Annotated in this window: 18 protein-coding genes; 12 read left to right on the forward strand and 6 right to left on the reverse strand. The window is 38.7% G+C overall.

Going from position 1 to position 23,425, the window contains the following annotated elements:
- Nucleotides 1-121: 121 nt before the first annotated feature.
- From M2419_RS16070 to M2419_RS16105, 8 genes are all read left to right on the forward strand, one after another.
- The gene (locus M2419_RS16070) at nucleotides 122-934 is read left to right on the forward strand and encodes a polysaccharide biosynthesis/export family protein (protein WP_259255356.1); all 813 of its coding nucleotides are present in this window, start codon (nucleotides 122-124) and stop codon (nucleotides 932-934) included.
- A 6-nt stretch (nucleotides 935-940) separates the two neighbouring features.
- A complete protein-coding gene (locus tag M2419_RS16075; RefSeq protein WP_259255357.1) occupies nucleotides 941-3,337 on the forward strand; it encodes a polysaccharide biosynthesis tyrosine autokinase in 2,397 nt (798 codons plus the stop codon).
- 183 nt (nucleotides 3,338-3,520) lie between these two features.
- Nucleotides 3,521-4,474 (forward strand): glycosyltransferase family 4 protein, encoded by a 954-nt coding sequence (locus tag M2419_RS16080; protein WP_259255358.1) that lies wholly within the window; start codon nucleotides 3,521-3,523, stop codon nucleotides 4,472-4,474.
- Nucleotides 4,475-4,478: 4 nt separating this feature from the next.
- A complete protein-coding gene (locus tag M2419_RS16085; protein ID WP_259255359.1) occupies nucleotides 4,479-4,907 on the forward strand; it encodes a WxcM-like domain-containing protein in 429 nt (142 codons plus the stop codon).
- Between the two features lie 323 nt (nucleotides 4,908-5,230).
- A complete protein-coding gene (locus tag M2419_RS16090) occupies nucleotides 5,231-5,923 on the forward strand; it encodes an outer membrane beta-barrel protein (RefSeq protein ID WP_259255360.1) in 693 nt (230 codons plus the stop codon).
- A 32-nt stretch (nucleotides 5,924-5,955) separates the two neighbouring features.
- Nucleotides 5,956-7,254 (forward strand): SUMF1/EgtB/PvdO family nonheme iron enzyme, encoded by a 1,299-nt coding sequence (locus tag M2419_RS16095; RefSeq protein ID WP_259255361.1) that lies wholly within the window; start codon nucleotides 5,956-5,958, stop codon nucleotides 7,252-7,254.
- Between the two features lie 32 nt (nucleotides 7,255-7,286).
- Nucleotides 7,287-8,273, forward strand: coding sequence for a gliding motility protein GldN (gene gldN / locus M2419_RS16100; RefSeq protein WP_259255362.1), 987 nt, complete (start codon nucleotides 7,287-7,289; stop codon nucleotides 8,271-8,273).
- Between the two features lie 253 nt (nucleotides 8,274-8,526).
- Nucleotides 8,527-9,489 (forward strand): sugar phosphate nucleotidyltransferase, encoded by a 963-nt coding sequence (locus M2419_RS16105; protein ID WP_259255363.1) that lies wholly within the window; start codon nucleotides 8,527-8,529, stop codon nucleotides 9,487-9,489.
- A gap of 51 nt (nucleotides 9,490-9,540) precedes the next feature.
- On the opposite strand, the gene M2419_RS16110 is transcribed toward M2419_RS16105, so the two are convergent.
- Complete coding sequence (locus M2419_RS16110; protein ID WP_259255364.1) at nucleotides 9,541-10,641, reverse strand: nucleotidyltransferase family protein; 1,101 nt, start codon at nucleotides 10,639-10,641, stop codon at nucleotides 9,541-9,543.
- Nucleotides 10,642-10,846: 205 nt separating this feature from the next.
- On the opposite strand from M2419_RS16110, the gene M2419_RS16115 reads away from it, so the two are divergent.
- Nucleotides 10,847-12,760 (forward strand): nucleoside-diphosphate sugar epimerase/dehydratase, encoded by a 1,914-nt coding sequence (locus tag M2419_RS16115; protein WP_259255365.1) that lies wholly within the window; start codon nucleotides 10,847-10,849, stop codon nucleotides 12,758-12,760.
- A gap of 62 nt (nucleotides 12,761-12,822) precedes the next feature.
- Here M2419_RS16115 and M2419_RS16120 read toward each other — a convergent pair whose 3' ends face one another.
- Together M2419_RS16120 and M2419_RS16125 are read right to left on the reverse strand one after the other, a co-directional pair.
- Nucleotides 12,823-14,505: a RagB/SusD family nutrient uptake outer membrane protein gene (locus M2419_RS16120; protein WP_259255366.1), complete on the reverse strand. Its 1,683-nt coding sequence runs from the start codon at nucleotides 14,503-14,505 to the stop codon at nucleotides 12,823-12,825.
- Nucleotides 14,506-14,516: 11 nt separating this feature from the next.
- On the reverse strand, nucleotides 14,517-17,495 hold the full coding sequence (locus M2419_RS16125; protein WP_259255367.1) for a SusC/RagA family TonB-linked outer membrane protein: 2,979 nt from the start codon (nucleotides 17,493-17,495) through the stop codon (nucleotides 14,517-14,519).
- A 316-nt stretch (nucleotides 17,496-17,811) separates the two neighbouring features.
- Here M2419_RS16125 and M2419_RS16130 point away from each other — a divergent pair, with 316 nt between their 5' ends.
- The gene (locus M2419_RS16130) at nucleotides 17,812-18,756 is read left to right on the forward strand and encodes an Rpn family recombination-promoting nuclease/putative transposase (RefSeq protein ID WP_259255368.1); all 945 of its coding nucleotides are present in this window, start codon (nucleotides 17,812-17,814) and stop codon (nucleotides 18,754-18,756) included.
- Nucleotides 18,757-18,895: 139 nt separating this feature from the next.
- Here the strand turns inward: M2419_RS16130 and M2419_RS16135 are convergent, their stop codons facing one another.
- On the reverse strand, nucleotides 18,896-19,225 hold the full coding sequence (locus tag M2419_RS16135) for a helix-turn-helix domain-containing protein (protein ID WP_259255369.1): 330 nt from the start codon (nucleotides 19,223-19,225) through the stop codon (nucleotides 18,896-18,898).
- A gap of 121 nt (nucleotides 19,226-19,346) precedes the next feature.
- On the opposite strand from M2419_RS16135, the gene M2419_RS16140 reads away from it, so the two are divergent.
- Complete coding sequence (locus tag M2419_RS16140) at nucleotides 19,347-20,435, forward strand: PAS domain-containing sensor histidine kinase (RefSeq protein WP_259255370.1); 1,089 nt, start codon at nucleotides 19,347-19,349, stop codon at nucleotides 20,433-20,435.
- An 11-nt stretch (nucleotides 20,436-20,446) separates the two neighbouring features.
- Here M2419_RS16140 and M2419_RS16145 read toward each other — a convergent pair whose 3' ends face one another.
- Entirely contained in the window at nucleotides 20,447-21,202 is a 756-nt protein-coding gene (locus M2419_RS16145; RefSeq protein WP_259255371.1) for a hypothetical protein, read from the reverse strand.
- Between the two features lie 270 nt (nucleotides 21,203-21,472).
- Here M2419_RS16145 and M2419_RS16150 point away from each other — a divergent pair, with 270 nt between their 5' ends.
- The gene (locus tag M2419_RS16150) at nucleotides 21,473-22,381 is read left to right on the forward strand and encodes a hypothetical protein (RefSeq protein ID WP_259255372.1); all 909 of its coding nucleotides are present in this window, start codon (nucleotides 21,473-21,475) and stop codon (nucleotides 22,379-22,381) included.
- 306 nt (nucleotides 22,382-22,687) lie between these two features.
- Here M2419_RS16150 and M2419_RS16155 read toward each other — a convergent pair whose 3' ends face one another.
- Nucleotides 22,688-23,173: a hypothetical protein gene (locus M2419_RS16155; protein WP_259255373.1), complete on the reverse strand. Its 486-nt coding sequence runs from the start codon at nucleotides 23,171-23,173 to the stop codon at nucleotides 22,688-22,690.
- Nucleotides 23,174-23,425: the final 252 nt, after the last annotated feature.

Below are 23,425 nucleotides of genomic sequence, written 5' to 3' on the forward strand. Positions count from 1 at the left end.
TAAATAGTTTTTACTTCATGTTTACTCTTCAGATTTTTTTGAATAATCATCGAGAAGCACTAATAAATCTTGATACGTAAAAATAGTATGTAAAAAAAATATATTTTTGTGATTATAAATAATGAAATCAATTTTATATAATAAATATAATATGCGAACAATTTTAAAGTGCAGTTTTGCATTTCTGCTATCCTCGATAGTTTTAACTATATTTAATTCTTGCGGATCACGTAAAAATATGGTTTACCTACAACCTGATTCAACGCAGATCAATGCTATATATGAACAACATGTTCCCAAAATCCAAGCGAATGATATTTTGACTATTGTGGTGACTGCGGCAGACCCGAAGGTTACCGCTCCTTTTAATCCATTGAGTACAATGACATCTAATAATATGACTCAGTCAGTAGATTTGGCACTACGACCGACTTATACCGTTGATAATGATGGAAGAATTACATTGCCCATGCTGGGAAATGTGCACTTAGCAGGATTAACGAGAGTAGAAGCAATTGAAAAAATTCGAAATGAATTAAGTCAATATATTAAAGATCCAGGTGTTAATATTAACTTTAATAATTTCCGAGTTTCCGTATTAGGAGAAGTTGCTAAACCTGGTTCATTTATTTTACCTTCTGAAAGAGTTACTGTTTTAGAAGCGTTGGGAATGGCAGGCGATATGACCATTCGCGGTATTAGACAAAATGTGCTTTTAATTAGAGAAATGGATGGTCAAAAGACCATGCATCGATTAGATCTAACAAAGCAAGAAACTTTAAATTCTCCTTATTATTATTTGGCGCAAAATGATGTAATTTATGTAGAACCAAATAAGGCGCAAATCAATAATTCCAAATTGGGAGCCAATACGAATATCATAATTTCGATTGCAGGCTTATTAATTACAGTAATTTCAGTATTGACACGATAATCATTCATGGAACAACCAATAAAAAATAAAGAAAAACAAGAAGAAGAAATCAACTTGCGACAGCTTTTTGAGCAATATGCCTTTTACTGGAAATGGTTTTTATTAGCAGTAATACTTTCCTTGGGAATAGCATTTGTATATTTACGTTATGCGCAAAAAACATATAGTACAACTGCGAAAATTTTATTACGAGATGAGCGTAGTGCCGCCGCCGGTGAATTGGCTGGTATTGCTGAACTTACAAGTACCATGGGTTTAAATGGAGGAAGGTCAGCATTTGTACCAGACCAAATTGAAGTACTTACTTCGAGAAGGCTGATGCGTAAGGTGGTGGACCAGCACCATTTGAATGTGACATATTTTAAAAAGGGAAATATAAGATCTTCTGAGGTGCTTGAAAAAGATATGCCCTTTATTTTACAACCTCAAGGCGATCTTGATACGACTAAATTCCAGCTTACGGTCCGCATTCAAGGCAATAAACAATTAGCTGTAACAGATCTGCAATCAGGAAAAAAGTTTGTTTGTTATTTTGATAAAAGGGTCAAAATTGGAACCGAGGATATCGTTTTTAGAAAAAGTGTCGATGGTCAAAAAGATAATGGTGATATCTATGAGATTACCGTGGTCCCTAAGAATTGGGCTGTGGATGCAACTTTAGGTACAATTGGTGTTTCGCCTAGTAAGGAAATGCAATCCTATATTGTCAATTTCGCTATGGTTTCTAAGTTAGGTAAAAAGGCTGAGCTAATTCTTAATTCTTTAATTGATATTTATAATAGTGATTTAACTAATGATAAGCTTCGCACTACAAGAGCTACTTCGGAGTTTATTAATAAACGGCTGTTGTTAATTTCAAAGGATTTGTCCGGTGCTGATGAAGAAGTTGCAGACTTTAAATCTAATAATTCTATGGTTGATATGCAGGCCGAAGCTGGAGTCTTTTTGCAGAATGCATCTGAAAATGATAAAAAGGTTTTAGAATATAGGACACAGCTGCAGTTGGTGGATCATATGAATAACTTTCTCAAAGGCGAGGCGAAAGGCAAGCTTTTACCCTCCAACATAGGATTACAAGACGCGTCTATAGGGGCTGCTATTGAAGGATACAATAAGTTAGTGTTGGAAAGAGATGATTTATTGAAATCGGCTTCTGATTTAAATCCGACGGTTATAGCTTTAAATGAAAATATTGAAGAAAACCGAAACAACATTCGACGTTCATTGGAAAATTATCAACAGGTTACAAAGTTAGCCTTGAATAGTATAGAACGTAAATCGAATGAGATAAAGGGGCGTATAAATTCTATTCCGAATCAAGAACAGGGATTTAAAAAAATATCCAGACAGCAGCAGATTGTTGAATCACTTTACTTATTATTATTGCAGAAACGTGAGGAAAGTGAAGTGCGTGCTGCCGCAACACCTGATAATTTGAAAATTATTGATGCTGCTTATACTAATGCCTTACCAGTTTCGCCTAAAAAAGGAATTATTCTTCTTGGTGCACTAATTATGGGATTTTTAATTCCATTCGTGATTTTGTACTTGAAGTTTTTATTGGATAATAAAATTCACTCACGTAAGGATATTGAGGACTTTGTCAAAATACCTGTACTTGGTGAAATACCATCAGCGGAAGATACAATTGTGCATCTAAACGACCGCTCATCTCTTGCGGAGGCATTCCGTATTTTACGGACGAATATGAATTTTATGTTTAGTTCTGATAAAAAAGAAGCCTCTAAAGTGGTGTTTGTGACTTCAACAATTTCAGGTGAAGGAAAATCTTTTGTAACAACTAATTTAGCTCAGATTTTATCCATGTCTGGTAAAAGAGTGCTCTTGATTGGCGCAGATATACGTAGTCCAAAAGTTTTGGATTATCTTGGTTTATCACATTTGCAACATACAAATGTGGGCATTACCCAATTCTTAATTAATCCAGAAATGGATGTTGACAATATTGTCATTAAGAAGCCAGGTAATTATGACTTTGATGTTGTCTATTCTGGATATATTGCACCAAATCCTGCAGAATTGTTAATGAACGGACACTTTGATGATGTAGTAAAATATGCAAGAGACCATTATGACTATATATTAGTGGACACGGCACCTGTTAGTTTAGTAACTGATACCTTACTGATCGCTCATAATGCTGATATAACACTATATGTATCACGTGTCAACTATCTAGATAAACGCTTGCTCCAAGTGCCGCGTGAACTGTATCTAGAAGGAAAGTTGAAAAATTTAGCTTCGGTTGTCAATGACGTTGACTTTGCTCGCGGTTATGGTTATGGCTACGGTTATGGTTATGGTTATGGAGATAAAGGGGAATCAAAAACTGGTCTTAGTAAATTATTGCATAATTTACTAATTAAATTTAAAAAGAAATAGATGTGAATTTCTAGATTGTTGGCGCTTTTCTCTATAGAATTGCGCCAATTTTTTTGAATAATTAGATAAGATTATGATTAACATAATCTTGATTTTTTTGTATAATGTGTAAAAGGTTGTTTTGGTTTTATAGATCAGCTACTGTTGTAGTTGTGATTGATCAAAGTATATGAAGTATAAAATATGAATTATTTAATCGTACTTGTTGTTTTATTTGTTGTTGAGCTTCTTTACTTTAAAGTTGCCGATCGTTTTAATATTATTGATAAGCCTAATGAGCGCTCTTCGCATAACACTGTAACTTTAAGAGGTGGTGGTATTATTTTTTATTGTGGAGCACTTATCTTTTTTATTCTTTCAGGTTTTCAATATCCATGGTTCTTTTTAGGCCTTACTTTAATGACTGCAATTTCTTTTTTGGATGATGTATTTACGCTTTCTAATAAAATACGATTACTGATTCACTTTAGTTCCGTATTGTTGATGGCTTATCAATTGGATCTTTTTAATATGCCTTGGTATTATCTATTGATCACCTTTATTGTCGTTGTAGGAGTGATCAATGCTTATAATTTTATGGATGGGATCAACGGTATTACCGCCTGCTATAGCTTGGCTGTTGGTTCACTTCTGCTATTGGTAAACCATAAGCTTAATTTTATAGAAAAGGATCTACTTTCTTATACGCTGTTGGGCGTATTGGTCTTTGCCTTTTTTAATTTTCGAAAAAAAGCAAAATGCTTTGCTGGTGATGTAGGGGCGGTGGCTATTGCTTTTGTATTATTGTTTGCACTTGGTGCTTTGATTATTCAAACAGGAAATGTGATCTATATCTTGTTTCTGTCGGTATATGGAATTGATGCGGTTTGGACAATCATTCGTCGATTATTACGAAGGGAGAATATATTTGAAGCACATCGTTCGCACTTATATCAGTTTTTAGGCAATGAGGCAAAAGTGAATAAATTAAAGATTTCTTTCTCTTATGGTATTATTCAGTATTTAATTGGTTTATTGGTTATTGAATTTGTTCATCAAGAAGTGAAAGTACAGGTAATATTTGCTGTGAGTTTATTAGTGTTAATGAGTTTAATTTATTTGGTTTATAAAAACTACATCATAAAAAAATACGTTTAATTTTATGCATACTATAAAAACAATAAAAGGGGGTATAGCCAAAGACCAGCGTGGAAACATACGTTTTGTTAATGATTTTGATATGACTTCTGTTAAGAGATTTTACATTATTAAGAATGCGGATATTGAATTGGTAAGAGGCTGGCGTGCGCATCGTCTTGAACAACGTTGGTTTTATGTTTTGTCTGGAGAATTTGAAGTCGACTTGATAAAGATTGATAATTGGGATCAACCTGCGGTGGATCTAGTAGTAAAAAAGATGAAATTTAATGCTACAGATATGAACGTTTTTCATGTACCTAAAGGGTATGGGACAGCCTTTAGAGCCACAAAGCCTGATAGCGAGCTGTTGGTTTTCGCAGATCATGGTATCGAGCATGCGAGTATAGATGATTATACTTGGCCATTGGATTATTTTATTAACAGAATCTAAATATTTTTTATTTACAATATTATTTCCTTGTAAAGGATTACAAATTGATTTTGTTCCTGAATCCTTGATCATATTGCCCTTATTCAGTTCTTTGCGATTATCAATTTTTATCTATGTAATCTCACGCTAACTTGAAACTTTCCCAAAAACAGGTGAGGCTACCAATTTTTTAATCGCTTAAATATTAAATAAAGGTCTATATTAAATAACTTTGGCCTTATTGTTGTTGAATCCCAAGTCGTAGAAAATGGCTTGGGATTTTTTATGTAATACTATTATTTTGCTTAAGCCGTTATTATTAATATTTTAATACACTCAACCAAATGAAAAAACTTCTGATTTTTAGCTTTATTGGAATTTTATTTTTAACAGGTTTAACTGTTTCAGCGCAGTTCTCCAGGCCAATTAGCATCGGAGCAGGTGCTGGAGGAACCATCAATCTTACAGATTTAGGAAACGTAGAGTCTAAATTTGCTTTTTACGGAGAACTGGATTATTTGATTACACCGTATATCTCGGTGGGTTTACATGGTGAGAAAGGGACTTTAGCTGGAAATGGTTACGATAGTGATTTTAAAAACCGCTACTTCGCTGGGAATATTAATGGTAAATTACGTTTGGGACATTTTCTAGATAATACGAATAACTATAGTTATTATACTCTAGAAGCAAATACGCTGTCTCGTATTCTTTCTAATATTTATGTTGGAGCTGGAGCAGGGCTTGTAAAAAACCGAATTAATAGACATATATCAGAATTCTACGCAAATTATTTAGCGTCCAATGGCGGAGAGCTTGCTGACAAGCTGGGCGAAATCCATTTCGTAGTGCCACTTAATGTCGGGGTTGATATTCCTTTTGGTCGTACACTATACGGTCCTCAATGGGCTATCAACGTAAACTATCAACATACCTTGACATTCAACGATAACCTGGATGGTATCAAAAATAAAAATAACGATCAATACGGTTTCGTATCCCTGGGTGTGAAATATGCACTGTTTAACCGCAAATAAGTCAATCAAATATGCTAGTCAAAAATAAACAAATGAAAAACATATCTAAATGGGCCTATAGCAATCGGCTGCTAGGATTAATTTCTATAGCTATCCTGATTGGTTTTGTATCTTGTAAATCTAATTCGGCCATGTATAAGGCTCCAAAAGTTAATGCCTTTAGAGGCGGGAAACTGCCGGCGCCTCCTGGTATGGTCTATGTACCTTCTGGTACAATTCTTTTCAAAGGATCGCTAGATAGTGGTAATGTGGGTAAAAATGTGAGTGTGAGTGCATTTTTTATCGATGAGGCAGAAGTGACTAATAAACAATACCGTGAGTTCGTTAATTGGGTAGCAGACTCTGTGGCTGTAACGGATTATTTAAATGATGATCAGTATTTCTTGGAGATTGCAGGTGAGCAGGTTGGGCAAAAGCGTATTAATTGGGCAAAGGTCAAAAAAATATCTCCGATATGGAAAAGCAATGATCCAAGCATTCAAGAACGTATTGCCCCTATGCTTGAAATGCAAGGAAATAGACGTACCCTCAATCCAGAGGTGATTAGATACCGCTTCTCCTACTTACAATCTAAGGGTAATGTGAAAAAGAAATATGTAACAGATACAGTGGCTGTCATGCCTGTGGAAGATATCTGGACCAAAGATTTTCCGAATGCGCAATTAGCATCCTTAGATGCTAATTATTTTACACATCCTTCTTTCGATTATTATCCCGTCGTAGGTGTCACTTGGAGACAAGCGCGCGCATTTACGGACTGGCGGGCCAGCGAGATGGCGGCGACAGTATTGAAAAATTCCTATCTCAACGGTTATCAGCTGAGTTTAAGTTTGCCAACTGAAGCGCAATGGCAATATGCCGCTTCTGGTAAATTGGATCCGCAGGATACCATCGCTGGTTCACGGATGACTATTGATGGAACAGAAGGAAAAAAGAAACTAGCCGTCAACTTCAAACAAGGAGAAGGAACGTACTCGCGAGATGGTGCGACCTTCACTCTTCCTGTAAAATCTTATATGCCAAACGCTTTCGGCGTCTACAATATGGCTGGAAATGTTTCCGAATGGACTTTGGATGCTTACAGCCCTTCTGCAGTCGTATTTGTCAACGACTTAAATCCTGCATTGCTTTATGACGCTGATGCAAAAGATGGTGATGCCTTGAAACGTAAAGTCGTTCGTGGTGGATCTTGGAAAGATAATGGTGAACAATTGAATAGTGAAACGCGCAATTACTCGGTAGATTATGAACCGCATTCTTATATCGGTTTCCGTTGTGTCATGTCTGCTTTTGAAATGCCAACAGTACAGAGCAAAACACGTAAGTATTAACCCGCTGTTTTAGAACCCAAAAATCGATAACAATGAAAACAAAAATAGTATTGATAGCAGCGATGACTTTTGGAGTTGGGTCATTGTTTGCTCAACAAGAGACAACGATAGATACGGTGCCCAAAAATCAGAACATTTTAAATAATGTAAATTCAGCTACTCCTGTAATATCAGGAGAAGTTATACAGGACACAATTCCACTGACCGATGGATTTTATCAGGCAAATAATATGGAAGACGCTGTTCCTTTTGCTTATCCTGAGGTAAATAAAAAAAATATCCGATTTTATAAACGTGTGTGGCGTGATATTGACCTGAAAGATGAAAAGAATAATGTTCTTGCTGTACCCGGAAACTCCTTGATAGAGGTGGTCATGAAAGCTATCGAAAAAGGAAAGCTTTCACTCTATAGTCCGGATGACGATTCATTCAAAGGTAGATTAAGTGCGCAGGAAGGGATGGCACGATTTGCAGATAGTGTGTTGGTGCCCATATTCGACGGCGAAGGAAATCAGATCGATTCGAAAATGGCGTTAAATGAGTTTGATCCTGCGCGTGTGACCAAATTTAGAATAAAGGAAGATATTTTCTTTGATAAACAGCGCAGTCGATTGGAGACACGTATTATCGGCGTAGCGCCATTAATGAATATTACCACTTCAGCAGAATTGGCAGAATCTGTTGGAGCAACGCCCGCATTTTGGTTGTATTTTCCTCAATTGCGTTACAGTCTTATACAGGTAGACATTTCAGATCCGGACAAAGGATTGTATGATATGACTATGGATGATTTTTTTGTACAGAATAAATTTGCAAGCACAATTGTTAGGGAATCTTCTCCTGGTATGTTGCAAAATCTCAAAGATACAGAAAATGGAGGACAACAGCTGGATGGCAAAAAAGTCGAGGAGAAATTGGATGCCTATAAAAAGAAGTTGTGGAGCAATCCTAAAGGCGTAAAGGCTGAGGAGCTTGAGGGAAATAAGGCTCAAGGAAAAAAAGCAGAAGAGAAACTGTAGATATAATAAAGTTTTTTGTGATGCCTCTCTTAGAAAAGATGAGGCATCATTATTTTAGGGTCCTATAGGGTTCTTTTTAATTAATTCATCATCATTTGTTAAAGGAAAGTGACGTGTAGTGGCATATATTTTGTTATTTAACGCTTCTATTTATTTTATAAATTTTCAATAAAAACTAGCCATCTATATTAACGTTCATCGGACAATATAAAAGAAGATATTTAAAACAACAAACAAATAGATCAAAATAGTCATGTTAAGAAATGAAATTTATTCCGAGAAACCAATTTTAGTCATATTAGCTGCCGGGATGGCCAGTCGCTATGGTTCTGCAAAACAGGTTGAGTGCTTTGGCCCCTTTGGTGAAAAAATTATTGATTATTCAATTTATGATGCGATAAAGGCTGGCTTTGGAAAAGTCGTTTTTGTGATTCGAGAGGAGTTTTTAGATGTAATGAAAAGCAACATTGGGGATAAGCTTCCGGACTCAATCGAAGTTGCATATGCCTATCAGGATTTCAACTTGAAAAAATTTGGTGTGGATCGTATCGTAGAACGTCAAAAGCCTTGGGGAACCGGTCATGCCGTAATGAGTGCCGAGCAAGAAGTGGATAGACCATTCTGTGTCATTAATGCTGATGATTTCTATGGCTTTGATGCATTTCAAAAAATGGCTATATTTTTGAAGAACAAGGCAATGGATAACGAGATGGCATTAGTTGGATTTGAAGTGGGGAATACCCTGTCCGACTTTGGTTATGTCTCTCGTGGTGTATGTGAAGTAAACCAGACAAATTATTTACAAAGCGTTACGGAAAGAACCAACATTTACAGAAAAAATGAGGATATTGTTTACGCGCAGGAAGAAAAAGAAACCGTGTTACCAAACAATACAAGGGTTTCAATGAACTTTTGGGGATTTACGCCTAAACTATTTGAAATTGCACGTGAGTTGTTCCCTGGTTTCGTGGAGCAAAATTATGAGAACCCCAAAGCAGAATTCTTTATTCCTGATTTGCCAGATCACATGGTGAAGCAAGGCATTGCGAACTTTTCGGTATTACCTACCGACGCAAAATGGTTTGGTGTGACTTATAAAGAAGATAAGAATCAAGTACAACAAAGTATTCATCAATTAATAGAACGAGGTGATTATCCTCAACGATTATGGCCTGAGAAGAAGGTGGTCGATGAAAGTATTTATCTAGATTTTTAATACAGAAAATTTGTGGCGTCTCTATTTCTATTTTGGAAGGGAGACGCTTTTTCAGTCACTATCTTTCCTTAAAAACTTACAGTAGACTTGAAAAATGGGAAATGCTATAACCTCCTGTGGAGCATATTTAAGATATCTTTTAAAATTTCCCCAAAGGCGCTTACTAGCGTCAGGATGATAGAAAAATTTTGTTTTTTTTCCCTGCACAAATCTTTCATCATTGAACCCAAAATTTCCGGAATGCCATACTTCATCTAGCATCCAATCGACACGTGTGTCTTTGGGGTAAGCAAACGGAATGGCAGATTCGGGGAGTCCTATGTAATCAACAAGCAATTTATGAAGTAGGTGAGTCCACTTGAGCATCCCGGTTTTTTTATAAATGGAATGCAATGCCTGAACATCAATATTGGGGAGTTCACTGTAATATAATCTCGCAGAATCGCAAAACTGGCGTAAGCTGATACCGTAAGTAATTAGATGTTTTAAAATGTGGATATTGACCTGTAGAAGCTGTAGTTCTGGGGCTAGTAAGCGAATGGATATTCCATGGATTTCCAATGCCTCTTGCCTAGCCCTATAATCCTCCAAAAGCTTATTCAAATATTTTTTCTTAAAAGGATTATAAAAATCAAATTTGCGTTCATGATGCTCAACATGTACTCCATTCCAGTCATATCCAAAACTGAAATCGGGGGTGTATTTAAATTTTACTTTCCGTTCCCTCAGATAATTCCTTGCTTTGCTATAATCATCTTCTTCAAAACCCCAATCAATATCTCCGCATATACGGTGCTCAGGAATACGGTAATAGCATGCGACTCCTTGCCCTTTCTGAAGTATGGGGCGGATTCCGCCTTGCTCAAAAGTTGAAAACTGTTCGGCAATTACAGCATTCATCTTTGCATTGTGCCTTTCGATCTGATCCATTCGTACAGCCCATTTTAGACGCAAAGAAGCTGGTGGTAATTGATCTTCGGTTAAAAATGGAAAACTATCATAAATAACACCTTCTACCGTTTGATTGCATGCATATTTTTGGATACTAATCCAATCTTCAATAGACAAAGGTTTGATGAGAGTAAGCTTACCTTCTCCCCAAAGGCCGATACGCAATAACTGAAAAAAAATATCCCTTAATTGTTTGTTCATTTGGTTTTAGAAATAGGGGTTGATCAAATATAATAATTTATATCCTATGCTTAATGATTTAGGTACAATAAATAAAGATATACAAGATTATTTGCACGCCATTTGTTATATTCTAGATAGGCAGAAATCTTTTCCTGAAACATTGTTTTAATTTGGTACATTTGCACTGACTTAAACTTGGGAAGGGAATTTTAATATATTTTAAATGAGTAATATATGGAGGGAGGGCTTGTCCATCAACAAGCCTCGGTGGATCATTCTGCTGTTGGATATGATTATTGTAGGAGTAGCATTTTTGATTAGCTATATACTCATTTTTAAGCATCGAGGCGGAGTGGAGGTCGATGCCTTGGGAATACAGCTTATATTAGTGTCCACCGTATATCTGATCTGTTTTGTTTCGCTGGGAACATTTAAAGGTGTTATTCATAAAACTGGCATTCGCGAACTGCAACGTATGGTTTTTGCGATTGGGATGGCCTATTTTTCATCAGTACTTGTATGTAAAATGTTAGAGTGGACACAACCTTCGTTCTTACATGCCGCTTTTCCTTTCTCTGATACACAGCTTCTTTTTCATGCATTGATTGTAGGTTTCGGTATGACCTTTAGCCGCGTGCTTTATCGGGCGCTCTACCACGAGCTTATGTGGGGTAATAAAGACAACCGTATTCCTGTTATCTTGTTTGGTGCAGGAAATATGGGCAATACAACCTTTCATTTTATTCATACAACATCACGAAACAAATATCGTATTGTGGCTATCACGGATGATAATCCACATCGTATCGGTAATCGAATTCAAGGCTTTAGAATCCATGATATTAATAAATTGAATAAAGAATTTGTCGATAGGCATGGAAATGCTGCAGAGCTAATTGTGGCAGTCGATAATAGGTCTCCCGAGCGATTAAGCAAGGTCTTTAAGTTGGCTGAACCTATTCCATTAATCGTCAAGATTATCCCAGATACGGCGCGTTTAATGGCCGGGGAGGTGGCAACCCGACAAATACGCAGTTTGCGCATAGAGGATCTGTTGGGACGCAAAGCAATCGACCTGGACAATCCTGCTATCGCTGCGGAGATGAAGGGACAGATCGTATTGGTGACGGGGGGAGCAGGTTCTATTGGCGGAGAACTGGTGCGTCAGCTTGCACATACTGATCTCAAACAGCTCATCGTGGTCGACCAGGCGGAATCCTCTTTGTATGATATTCAACAGGAGTTGAGCTCATCTGCAAATTTTGGACGTTGTGTATTTATGGTCGGCAATGTTCGGGATGCCTTATTTATGGATACGCTGTTTCAGGTTTACCGGCCGACTTATGTTTTTCACGCAGCCGCTTATAAGCATGTGCCTTTGATGGAAGCGAATCCGTATGAATCTATTCTAACGAATGTATGGGGTTCCTATAATGTGGCGCAGCTGGCGGATAAATATGGTGTATCTAAATTTGTCATGGTCTCCACCGATAAGGCGGTCAATCCGACAAATGTCATGGGGGCTACCAAACGAGTCGCTGAGATTGCTATATCGACGGTGAACATAAACTCCAAAACCAATTTTATTGTAACTCGTTTTGGGAATGTTTTGGGTTCCAATGGTTCTGTGATTCCCCTGTTTGAAAAGCAGATGCTGAAAGGTGGGCCGCTGACAATTACCGATCCAAATATCACCCGTTATTTTATGACGATACCCGAAGCCTGTCAACTCGTACAAGAGGCCGCAGTAATGGGTAAAGGCGGTGAAATATTTGTCTTCGATATGGGCGAACCTATTAAGATTATGGATCTCGCCAAACAGATGATCCGCTTAAAAGGTTACAATTATCCTGAAGATATCGATATTAAGATTGTTGGCCTCCGTCCCGGGGAAAAGATTTTTGAGGAACTTTTAGCAAATGGGGAGAATACGGAAAAGACCTATCATGAAAAGATTATGATTGCAAAGGTCAATACTCCAGATTTAGCGTTGCAAAAGACAAGAATTGAACAATTATGTGAATTGGCGAAAACAGCCGATCCGAATGAGGATAAAATGAAATTAGTTCAGCTGGTTAAAGATATTGTGCCGGAATTCCGTTCTCAGAATTCGATATTTACATCGTTGGACAAGTAAGTCTTTCACAAAAAAGCCAACCTGCGTGAGCAATCGCAGGCTGGCTTTTTTTATTGTCAATTTTAATAACCCGGATTTTGGGCCAAGTTGCTGTTGCCAGCAATAGCCTGATTGGGAACTGGGAAACGATTCAGATGTGCGGAGGTACTTGGATTATGATCCCACCACTTTTCCGTAGTAAAAGCTTTCCATCGGATCAGATCTGTACGTCGCCGACCTTCCCCTAAAAACTCTATACTCCATTCATCCAGAATACGGTACTTGTCCATATTGGCGCTAGTCACGGGATTAGGATCAGCAGCATTGGCAAAGTTTCGCTTTCGGACGGTATTGAACAGTTCTGCCGCTTTTTCCTTGTTCCCTAATCTGAAATCACATTCGGCAAGCATATAGTAAACTTCCGCTAGTCGGATAATCGGCATATCGGCTCCCCAGCGTAAAGTATTGTTGGCTAGATTTGGGATGGGCACCTTCACCAGCCGTATGCCGGTGTTTTCCTCTCCTTCAGACATTTTGGAGGGCAACTGATCGATGGAACTGTACTTTTTTCCTGGTCCAACTTCCGAAAAACGACCCACTTGGTCTACAAAGTTCAAAGGCTTGTCCTTGTATTCTTCACCGCCAAGAATAGCCTCGCCACTCGGTGTTTTATGTGGACCAACAATAAACATACCCTCATATTGGTCCGAACCGTGATAGACGTAAGGTGCTTTACGTAGATCGCCTTGGTCGAAGGTTTCAAAGGGTGAACCTAACTTGAAGTCCACATCATAGCTTGAGCCATTAGGTTTCTTGGATGGCGTCAGGTGAGCGCCATTATTCCCGCCCATATCCTGTGCAAAGAACTGCTTCGTGTTGTAGTGATAGAAGTCTGCATAAAACCAATTGTACTCCAACATCTTGAATTCGGAAGGCATAGACCAGATAATCTCGGGCGATTCATTGTTTTTAAATCCATGTACCCCGTTCCACTTCGTATCCAAGCTGTAGTCGCCATAGACTTTATTGACAATATCCTGTGCCAATTTTTGGCTTTCAGCGTACATGGCTTTACCAATATAGGCTTCTGCATTGAAGTAGAGCTGTGCCAGCATCGCTGCAGCCGCAGCTTTTCGAATCGCGCCTTCTTCCTTGTCGCCGGCCTTCTTTGCAGGAAGATTTTCAATAGCAGCTTTGAGCAGCTTTTCGATATGGGCAAAAAGTTCCTGATCGCTATTGCGCGGTAGTGACTCTTGGTCTAATGACTCGAAAATAGGCATACCGCCAAAATAATCCAAACCACGTAGATAAAAATAGGCTATCAATGCATCTAATTGTGCGAGATCTGCTGCTTTCCGCTCGTCGCTCAGTGCAAATTTGCCGTAATCCAATTTGCTCAGATCACTCTTTGTATCCAGTGCGAGGGCAACCCCCATCAGGGTTCCGCGCCAGCTTCCCCAAATCCAATTGTCATCCGCCGTCCAACGGTGGTAATGATAGCGCTCATTCTCGCCGCCATTATACCAGTGGCGTCCCTTGGTGGTAATGGCAAAATTGTCTGCCGTATATTCCTGTAGGCGCCAACGGTCTTCGCCCATATACCACTTCGCATGGGTAAATGGTCTAAATAGGGCTGCCTTGATGTCTTTCTCACTTTTGAAAAAGGTGTCCGGCGTGACCGAACTATAAAATTCCTGATCCAATTTGGTACATCCTGATAGCAATAATGCTACGGATAATGTTGCTATGGAAATGTATTTTTTCATGTTTGCTCGCTTTAAAAATTTACTTGTAAACCCATCATAAAAGTCCTGGTCTTTGGATAGACATTGCGCTCTTCAAATCCCGGTTCAAGGCCATTGATATTGACTTCCGGATCCAGGCCACTGTAGTTGGTAAATACGAAAAGGTCACGTGCAGTGGCATAGATTCGCATCGACTTCAATGGTTTGATCCAATTTTGGTTAAAGCGATAACCGATATTCAGGGCGTCAACCTTCAAAAAAGTACCTTTTTCCAACCAGTAATCGCTTAGCTCTTTTTCTCCTTTGATATTTTTATGTTTGTCGTATGCCTCTTCCAGCACATTCTGTCCTTTTACATTGGGTAGGCTGTAGTACATATTGATCATATTGAACACATCGTGGCCGATCCAGCTGCGCATATAGATACTTGCATCCCAGTTTTTATAGGTAAATTGGTTGTTCCAGGAGAGTTGTAAAGCAGGGATGGCATTGCCGACAAAAGACTTGTCGCCCACGGTCTTATTGCGGTCCCGCACATCAAAGGCATTTCCATCCTTATCATAAAGCTTCCAATAGCCGTCATCTGTAAAGCCTGCAAATTTCCAGAGGAAAAACTGGCCAATATCCTCGCCCGGATATAACCTCACTGCCGAGCCTGGCGAACCGGGTGCCGGGAAGTCTTTTCGATCGGTAAAGGTCTGACTGCCCCATAAAGTATTGAGCCTACTTTTATTATGTGAAGCGACAATGCTTGTGGTATAACTGAAATGATCATTTTCTACGGCTTTAAAGTTCAGCTCAAATTCATATCCGGTATTTTGCATGCTTCCCACATTCATGGTGGTTTTATCGTGGATGGCCGGCGGTTGGGATACGCTGATGTCATAAATCAGATCGTCGATCTTCCGTTTGTAGATATCAAAACGGCCACTTAAACGGTTGTTCAGTACAGTGAAATCTAAACCAAGGTTGTATTCTTTTTTGACTTCCCACTTGATATTTGGATTTTGGTTGTGCATCACACCATAAGTTCTGAACCATTTGCCATCCTGCAAAAACCAGGTGTCGGCGCTATACATCCGTGTGGCAACTTTGGCATCAAAACCTTCATTGCCCGTTTCTCCGTAGCCTGCACGTAATTTAAGGTCATTGATAAATGTGACGTCCCGTAGGAAAGGTTCCTGGGAAACCCGCCAGCCTGCGGAAAGTCCCGGAAAGAATCCCCATCTGTTTTTAGGCGCAAATTTGCTGGATCCTTCGTAACGTGCTGTTGCGGTCAGGATATAGCGGTCTAAATAGGAGTAATTGACACGGCCAAAAAAGGCGGCTAGTTTGACCCAGGGATTTTTCCATGATCCGATACCGGCACGTCCATCGGGCAAATAGGTGCCTGTACCCATATCGTTTTCGCCAATGCCATCGACCGGGAAATTAGAGTTTTCGGCAGAAAATCCCTGTCCATTAAAATCTTGGTAGCTATAACCGGCTACAGCATTCAAGGAATGTGCGGCCCAGCGGTTTGTATAGTTGGCGGTCCATTCAAAGACGCGGTCATTGAACCGGCTATAATATTGCTTGGCAAATCCGTCCACATTGTTCTCTCGCGAAATGCGATGTTGTGCCGATCGGTAATAATTGCCATGTTCGCTGTTATTCTTTATTCCGATGGTGGCACTTGTGGTCAGATGTTCTGTGAGGTTTAACTTTAAGGTCGCATTGGCCAACAGGTATTTGAATTGCTTTTCATCGCTGCGTAGGCGGGCTTCGGCAACAGGGTTCCAGGTATCATATCCACCTTCCAAGACGTTGTAACCGCTGACATCATTGGCATCGTAAGGCGTTTCCGTCGGATTCATCACCAAGGCCATATTAAAAATGTCATTGTTGTTAAAGATGTCTCCGTTGGAGCCAAACGCCTTTACCTGGTTGTAGCTTACATTGGTATTCAACTCCGCAAAACCGTCGAAAAATTTGAAGGCACTATTGATCCGTCCACCGATTTCATCCCTTTTGGAGGTAATCGCCATTCCTTTGGCGTCGCGCTTGGTAAAGGTGGTGTAGACATTGGCATTTTCGGAACCGCCGCTGATGTTTGCGACTTGCCGATGGCTAAATGGATTATTGTTGGTAACCTCATCATACCAGTCGGTGCGATGTCCAAGGTCTTCACCGAGGCCATATTCCACAAATTTCTCTGCCGATAGGACTTTGGGACGTTTGCGGATGGATTCGACAAAATATTCCGAAGTAAAATTCACCTGTGCCTTTCCAACCTGTGGTCTTTTAGTGGTGATCAGGATCACACCACCAGAGGCACGTGTTCCGTAAATCGCGGCTGCGGAGGCATCCCGCAGCACGTTGATGGATTCAATATCTTCTTTCGCCACGGAGTTGATATCACCACCAGGAACACCGTCAATAACCACGAGCGGTCCCTGAGAGGCGTTTACCGAATTGACACCGCGCAATTGCAAGGAGATACCCGCATTAGGGTCGGTTCCATTGGTGGAGATGACACTGAGTCCCGGAACTTTTCCCTGGATCGCCAAAAGAGGAGAGACAGCACCCGCGACCATGTCTTTCTGTTTGATGCTCGAGACGGCACTGGTCAATTCTTTTTTGTCTAGGGAGCCGTAGCCGACCACAACAGCCTCCTCAAGCTGCTGCGTGTCAGATACCAATTGTACATTCAAACTGGAACCACCCGTATACGTGATTTCTTTGGCGCTAAAGCCGATCATTCGAACGACGAGGATAGCATTTCGCTCAACGTTAGTCAGGGTGAATGTACCATTGGCGTCCGTCGAAGTTCGTAGATTGCTGCCCTTCACAGAGACCGTGGCACCAACTAGGGGATTGCCTTGCTCGTCTTTTACACTGCCCTTGACTGTGGTCTGAACCTCCTGCACATAGGGTGCATGCGGTAGTGCGTAAGCGGCTCCAGCAAAAAAACTGCTGCTGAATAGCAATAATTTAGTAGCCACTTTAAAACTGTTGATTTTAAAATTCATGTGCTAATGTTTATTAAAGAATATTGGTTGTTTATGAAAAATGAGCTTGACAGGATTTTTGGAGAATGGTCGATGTCAGCTGTCGGCTCCAGATAAACTGGATATGTTCAAATTCAAGATACTGCATATAATTGGTGTGATTTGAATACTAAATGTACAGCATTAACAGTATAGGCTTTACCACTTGAGACAATATGAGGATACTTTGAGACGATTTGTGGAGATGGTCAGATTATACGATGTCCTTTTTCTGTTTTGTTTGCTAATAATTTTAGTTTTATTTATATTTGTGCTAATAACCAGTAACTTAATAATTATGGCTAAGTTTAAATATATCGGGAAATATGTTGATCCCAATACCGACTTTGGTTGGAAGCTTTATTTTGGGCGGGAGGAAAATAAAATTCTCTTGATTGAATTTCTCAATAGCTTATTTGAAGGGGAGAAAGTAATTGCCGATTTATTCTACAAATCCGTAGAATATGATGGTGATCAGGAAGATATGCGTCGGGTCGTCTTCGATTTACATTGTATCGGAAGTGATGGCGAGTTATTTATTATAGAAATGCAGCAATTATTTCAAGAATTTTTTAGGGATCGAGCTGTTTACTACACTTCACGATTGATTAATAAACAATTGTCAAGGGGAAAGAAAGGAAATGATTACTGTCTACCAGAGGTTTATTTTATTGGTGTTTTAGAATTTAAACTCTATGGAGACGATAAGGTCCTTCCTATGCGCAATACCGATCGACCCTATTTCTATGATGTTGCATTGTGTGATAAGGATACGCATGAAATTTTTTATGATAAGTTAGGGTACAAATTGGTTTCATTACCGCTCTTCAATAAGAAGCCGACAGAATTGCGTACTGTAATGGATCAGTGGCTATATGTGCTTAAACACTTGAGTACCATGGATAAGTTGCCATCATTTTTGGATAAAAGGATATTTGGTCTTATCTTTGAAGTAGGAGAAATAGGTAAATTAACGGAGGAAGATCGCATGTCATATGAATCAAGTCTAAAGCATAAACGAGATGCTGAAAGCGTTTTTAATTCGGCTGTGAGGTCCGGAGAAGCTAAAGGTTTAGCTGAAGGTATGGCCAAAGGTCTTGCTAAAGGTATGGCTGAGGGTCTTGCTGAAGGTGAACGTAAAAAAGCTATTGAATCTGCTCGGAAGATGTTGAGTAAAGGTTTTAAAATAGAGGATATCCGTGATATTACTGGACTTTCTATTGAAGAAATTGAAAAACTGTAATCACGGAATTTTTAAGCTTAAAATATTTATTAAAGCCATTTCCGAAAGGGGGTGGCTTTCTTTCTAAAGAAACACTCTTTAAATCAATTATCTATTTGCACCTTATTCGGCTCAGTATTTCGGTTAAATTTTAAAAGTTTTAATCTTTGTGCAACAGTTCATAGAGGTGAATGATTTTTTTTTGAAGCTGGATTATTTCCTCTTCCCGTTCTTTCAGCTTTTGCTGAATTAAAGTTATTCCGTCAATATAATCATTTATGTGATCTGTCTCAGAAAAAGATAAAAGCTGTACCGCTGTTAAATTAAATAAATTGGCGATCTGGATTAATCTGGAGAGATTAAGATCTGTAATGCCTGTTTCCATTTTTGAAAATGCGGGGATGGAAATCCCCAGTTTTTTTGCTACATCTTGTTGGCTCCAACCTTTTTGGTGCCGAAGTAACCTGATTTTTTTTCCTACTTTATTCATATAAAACTTTCTTAAAGGTTAAGATACAAAAATGGTTACAAAGAATGGCATCATTTCTGTTGCATTAATTTGTTAGAGTTCCCTATATCTATACATTCACAATTGCTAAATTTCTTTCTGTATGCCTTTTGATGAGCACTTTTTGTTGTCTGTTCTGGAGCGGTCTCCTTTAGCCACGGCTATCTATGATAGTGAGGACCTCAATATTGCCTTTGCCAACCAGGCGATGCTGGATACATGGCATGCAAGCAGCTCAATTTTGGGACATACTTTGTGTGCCTGTTTTCCCAGCTTTGAAAAAGAGGGGTTTTCATCTATTTTGAAAAATGTGTGGAAGACAGGGATTACCTATCGTGCCAAGGATACCCCGGCAGATATCGTATCCGGGAGAAATATTATCAAACGGTACTTTGATTTCGAATACAAAGCATTATTAGACGAAAAGGGAAATACTTATGCTATTTTACATTCCTCATGGGATGTGACGGAAAGAAAACTTGCCTATGATAAAGCTGAAAGCCAAAAAGAGCAAATATCTTTTAATAGAAAGCTGGATCTATTATCCAATACCCTTTCACATGATTTAAAAAACCCATTATCCATTCTAAAGATGGGAAATGATATGCTGCGTAAAAATATAAGTCTGCCTAAAGATGTTCAGCAAAAATGGTTCGACAATATGCAAGCTGCCATAGAAAATATTCAGTCTATTATCAACCAAACCCTTCAGCTAAATAAAATAAGAGCTGTCAATCTGGTCAGGGAATGTTTAGATATGGATAAAAAGATCGCGGAATGGATAGATGAGGTAAAGCTTATTTATCCAGCATCACAGTTGGAGTTTAGATTGGGAAATCTCTACAAGCTTGAGGTAGATTGTAGTCTCGCTTATCAGATTTTTTTTAATCTGATTTCCAATGCTGTGAAATATGCCAAAGATACCGAGCAGGATTATCTTGCGATCTATAGTGAAAAGACAAGCAAAGGGATTGTATACTATTTGGAAGATAATGGGATCGGTATTCCAGATGAAGACCTAGATGTTGTATTTAAAGCCCATGAGCGCGCAAAAAATGCGCTTGCAGCACAGGGCTCAGGGATAGGACTCTCTTTAGTTAAGGAGTTGATGGAACGTCTGGACGGTAACGTTAATCTCTCCAGTAAGCTGGGTAAGGGGACGATCATTCGCTTGTTCTTTCCGAATAATTAAGTGCGGTTTCGTTATTGTGCGCTAATAGGCAGTTTGCTGATGTAAATGATCGCTGTATCTGTGGATGTCGGATAAGTACGCTCATTCCCTTTGACAGTCCACTCAAAACGTGTTCCTTCGGCGCCAATATAAAGTCGGTTTTTCTTGTCGTGGTAAATATAATTTAGTCGTCGACGGAAAGGAAAATCTAGCAATTGTTCGCCTCTATCAGTAACCCTTGCTAGCTTGTCGGGCTGGGCTAGAGGGCGTCCATATTCTTTGTCGATGATTTCTTTCGGTTGCGGGACTATTTTGTAAGATTCCTTTTCACTGATCTTTGTTTCTTTTCGATTGACCCGTACTTTATCATAGACTTCATAGCCGTATTTGCCCTTTGTGCTCCAGCTTTTTCCATGATCCCACGAGAATAAAAATGGACTTGTCGAATGATCCTGGAAGTTGCTTAAAGCCATCAGTTCTCCCTGATATATACTGAAGCTTGGTATGCCAAGTCCTTCATCGCGGACCATCTGCCACGAAGCTCCTTTATCTGTAGTCATATAAATCTTGTACATGGTGGCCACAACTAAGGTGTCGTCAATATTGCCATAAATAGCCGATGTGCCTCTAAGCTGTCCCGGGATACTCAATTTCGTCCATGCAGCATCTCTCGTTTCAATATCGATAAGATCCTTCTGCTCAGAAGGGACGTCCTTTTGACAAGAACTAAACAACAGGCCGATGGCGCAGACAAAAAGCAGAGGGCGGAGAGGTGTTTTAAATTGCATATTTTTTGCGATTTGAGTAAACAAGATGTGTGATTCTTAAGCTTTGTATAATTTTAAAGATAGTTATAATAACTGGAAGTTATTATACGCAAGGTTATTTATTTTTATTGTACACTGCTGATACTCAATATAGGTCTCCTTTTTAGAAAAGTGGATACTAAAGATGCGACCATAATGGAGCACTCACCCTACCCTATAAAATGCTAATTAAATTAGCATTTTGTTTGACGGTTTCCTATCTTTGTACTGTTAACCAGTTGATAAATAATTATGAGTACAAGAAGAAGGCGTGTAGATGATCCCTTGCGGAAATCTATTTTGGAGCAAACATTTTCGCATTTTCTAAGATTTATCTTTTCGGATGCAGATGCTATTTTTGATTTGAGCAGACCCTTTGATTATCTCGATAAAGAGTTCGAGACTTTGTTTCCTCCGGAAAACACCGGCAGGGGAGTGCGTTATGTAGACAAGCTTGTGAAGGTATTTTTAAATGATGGCCGTGAACAGTTTGTACTCTGCCATGTAGAGATCCAGAGCAATAAAGGCAGGGGTGATTTGGCCGAGCGCATGTTTCGCTATTTTTATAGAATATGGGATCGTTACAAAGTTCCAATTACTGCTATTGCAATTTTGGCTGATGAAAGCAAAGGTTATCGACCAGTGGTATATAGCCAGGAGTTTATGGGAACTTCATTGCGTTACGATTTTAACAGTTACAAGATCCTCGATCAGGAAGAATCGGAATTACGATCAAATAGAAACCCATTTTCTGTGATTGTCCTTACGGCACTTTTGGCGATAGTAAACAAGAAAGTGACCGATGAGGGACTGAAAGAAATAAAACATGATCTCTATGATGAGATGATGAAAAGAGAAATGGATAAGGGTACACGTCAAGGGCTCTATGATTTTTTAACTTATTACGTAAGTTTTGATAATCAGGAAGTTTTGAGTATATTTGAAGAAGAAATTAAAACAAAAATAGGAAGGAGCGATACTATGGGCACTCAAGAATATTTATTAGATAAAGCTGAAAAAAAAGGAATTCAGAAAGGTAAGATTGAAGGTAAGCGCGAGGAAGCTATTGCCATTGCATTGGAGTTTAAGAAAATGGGTTTACCTATTGCTGATATTGCTAAAGGAACCGGGCTTTCTATCGAAGAAATCGAAAAACTGTAATCAAATACTTTTAAAGTTTATAGATATTTATTTTGAGCCATTTCCGAAAGGGAGTGGCTTTTTGATTTTAGAGAAGGTTGACTCAACAAAAAATCCTCTTTTATAATCAATAAAAGAGGAACAATTTTAAATACTAACTCTGTTATGAAAAAATCTTATTATTAATAATGAAGCGCCCTAATAAATAAGGCGCTTCGCTAGATGTTGGTATATTTCAACCGGCTGCTTTAATATAGAAATAATTTTTTAAATCGAAAAATTACTAATATCTTTTTGCTGGTTGTTTTCCCCGTTTTTGGGGCTATTCTAGCTTAACCCAATTATTGGTCGCTCACCATCGCCATAGAAGTAGTCGAAGAGTTGACTTGGTTTACACGCTAGAGCTTTAGAAAGTCCATATATTTCATCCGCATATAGTTCATTAAGTTCTCCTGAGAAAAGTCTATTAAATCTCTTCGCAATAATTTTAGAGCTATCACTAATTTGATTCTGGCTATTTATATAAGGATTGATCAAATCGTGAAATAAGTTTTCATTCTTTTTTAGACTCGCTAAAATATGGCCCTCATGTTTACTAAAATAATTATTACAGAAAGTATCGATATCTTCTCCTAAAAAAATCAAGGTCTTATGAAAGATTCTGCCATCTAGTTTGGGAGAGCTCTCACTAAGAAGATTTGATATCTCTTTAGATTTATTTTTTAATTCAGATTTATTTTTAATCTTATTCTTAAGTATGGATAAAATATATTTGGAGAATTCTTCGAGTTTATTTAATTGATATTCAGCCATTTTTATTTGTTTTTAAAATAAAAAGTCTTAAATGAGACTAATTTTGATTTTTATCTTTATATTTGTCTTATAATCAGTTAATCTGATTTAGTCTCGAATACGGAAACGACGAAATTTCAATGACGCGAGACGTAGGGTTTGCGAACCCCCTGTGCTTTTTGTATTTTCGCAAAAGGAAGGGGCAAGCTCCCCTATTGGAAACTGTGTCATGGGTATTCGTCGTACCTCGTATTCAGTGGAAGATAGTGGGGC

The sequence above is a fragment of the Sphingobacterium sp. BIGb0116 genome (assembly GCF_024808035.1).
GTDB classification, from domain to species: Bacteria; Bacteroidota; Bacteroidia; order Sphingobacteriales; family Sphingobacteriaceae; genus Sphingobacterium; species Sphingobacterium paramultivorum.

Excerpts from the sequence above, each read along its gene's own strand:
- gldN (WP_259255362.1), top strand. The coding sequence starts at position 7,287 with ATGAAAACAAAAATAGTATTGATAGCAGCGATGACTTTTGGAGTTGGG.
- M2419_RS16120 (WP_259255366.1), bottom strand. The coding sequence starts at position 14,505 with ATGAAAAAATACATTTCCATAGCAACATTATCCGTAGCATTATTGCTA.
- M2419_RS16125 (WP_259255367.1), bottom strand. The coding sequence starts at position 17,495 with ATGAATTTTAAAATCAACAGTTTTAAAGTGGCTACTAAATTATTGCTA.
- M2419_RS16090 (WP_259255360.1), top strand. The coding sequence starts at position 5,231 with ATGAAAAAACTTCTGATTTTTAGCTTTATTGGAATTTTATTTTTAACA.
- M2419_RS16115 (WP_259255365.1), top strand. The coding sequence starts at position 10,847 with ATGAGTAATATATGGAGGGAGGGCTTGTCCATCAACAAGCCTCGGTGG.
- M2419_RS16085 (WP_259255359.1), top strand. The coding sequence starts at position 4,479 with ATGCATACTATAAAAACAATAAAAGGGGGTATAGCCAAAGACCAGCGT.
- M2419_RS16130 (WP_259255368.1), top strand. The coding sequence starts at position 17,812 with ATGGCTAAGTTTAAATATATCGGGAAATATGTTGATCCCAATACCGAC.
- M2419_RS16155 (WP_259255373.1), bottom strand. The coding sequence starts at position 23,173 with ATGGCTGAATATCAATTAAATAAACTCGAAGAATTCTCCAAATATATT.
- M2419_RS16135 (WP_259255369.1), bottom strand. The coding sequence starts at position 19,225 with ATGAATAAAGTAGGAAAAAAAATCAGGTTACTTCGGCACCAAAAAGGT.
- M2419_RS16150 (WP_259255372.1), top strand. The coding sequence starts at position 21,473 with ATGAGTACAAGAAGAAGGCGTGTAGATGATCCCTTGCGGAAATCTATT.
- M2419_RS16075 (WP_259255357.1), top strand. The coding sequence starts at position 941 with ATGGAACAACCAATAAAAAATAAAGAAAAACAAGAAGAAGAAATCAAC.
- M2419_RS16105 (WP_259255363.1), top strand. The coding sequence starts at position 8,527 with ATGTTAAGAAATGAAATTTATTCCGAGAAACCAATTTTAGTCATATTA.
- M2419_RS16110 (WP_259255364.1), bottom strand. The coding sequence starts at position 10,641 with ATGAACAAACAATTAAGGGATATTTTTTTTCAGTTATTGCGTATCGGC.
- M2419_RS16080 (WP_259255358.1), top strand. The coding sequence starts at position 3,521 with ATGAATTATTTAATCGTACTTGTTGTTTTATTTGTTGTTGAGCTTCTT.
- M2419_RS16095 (WP_259255361.1), top strand. The coding sequence starts at position 5,956 with ATGAAAAACATATCTAAATGGGCCTATAGCAATCGGCTGCTAGGATTA.
- M2419_RS16145 (WP_259255371.1), bottom strand. The coding sequence starts at position 21,202 with ATGCAATTTAAAACACCTCTCCGCCCTCTGCTTTTTGTCTGCGCCATC.
- M2419_RS16140 (WP_259255370.1), top strand. The coding sequence starts at position 19,347 with ATGCCTTTTGATGAGCACTTTTTGTTGTCTGTTCTGGAGCGGTCTCCT.
- M2419_RS16070 (WP_259255356.1), top strand. The coding sequence starts at position 122 with ATGAAATCAATTTTATATAATAAATATAATATGCGAACAATTTTAAAG.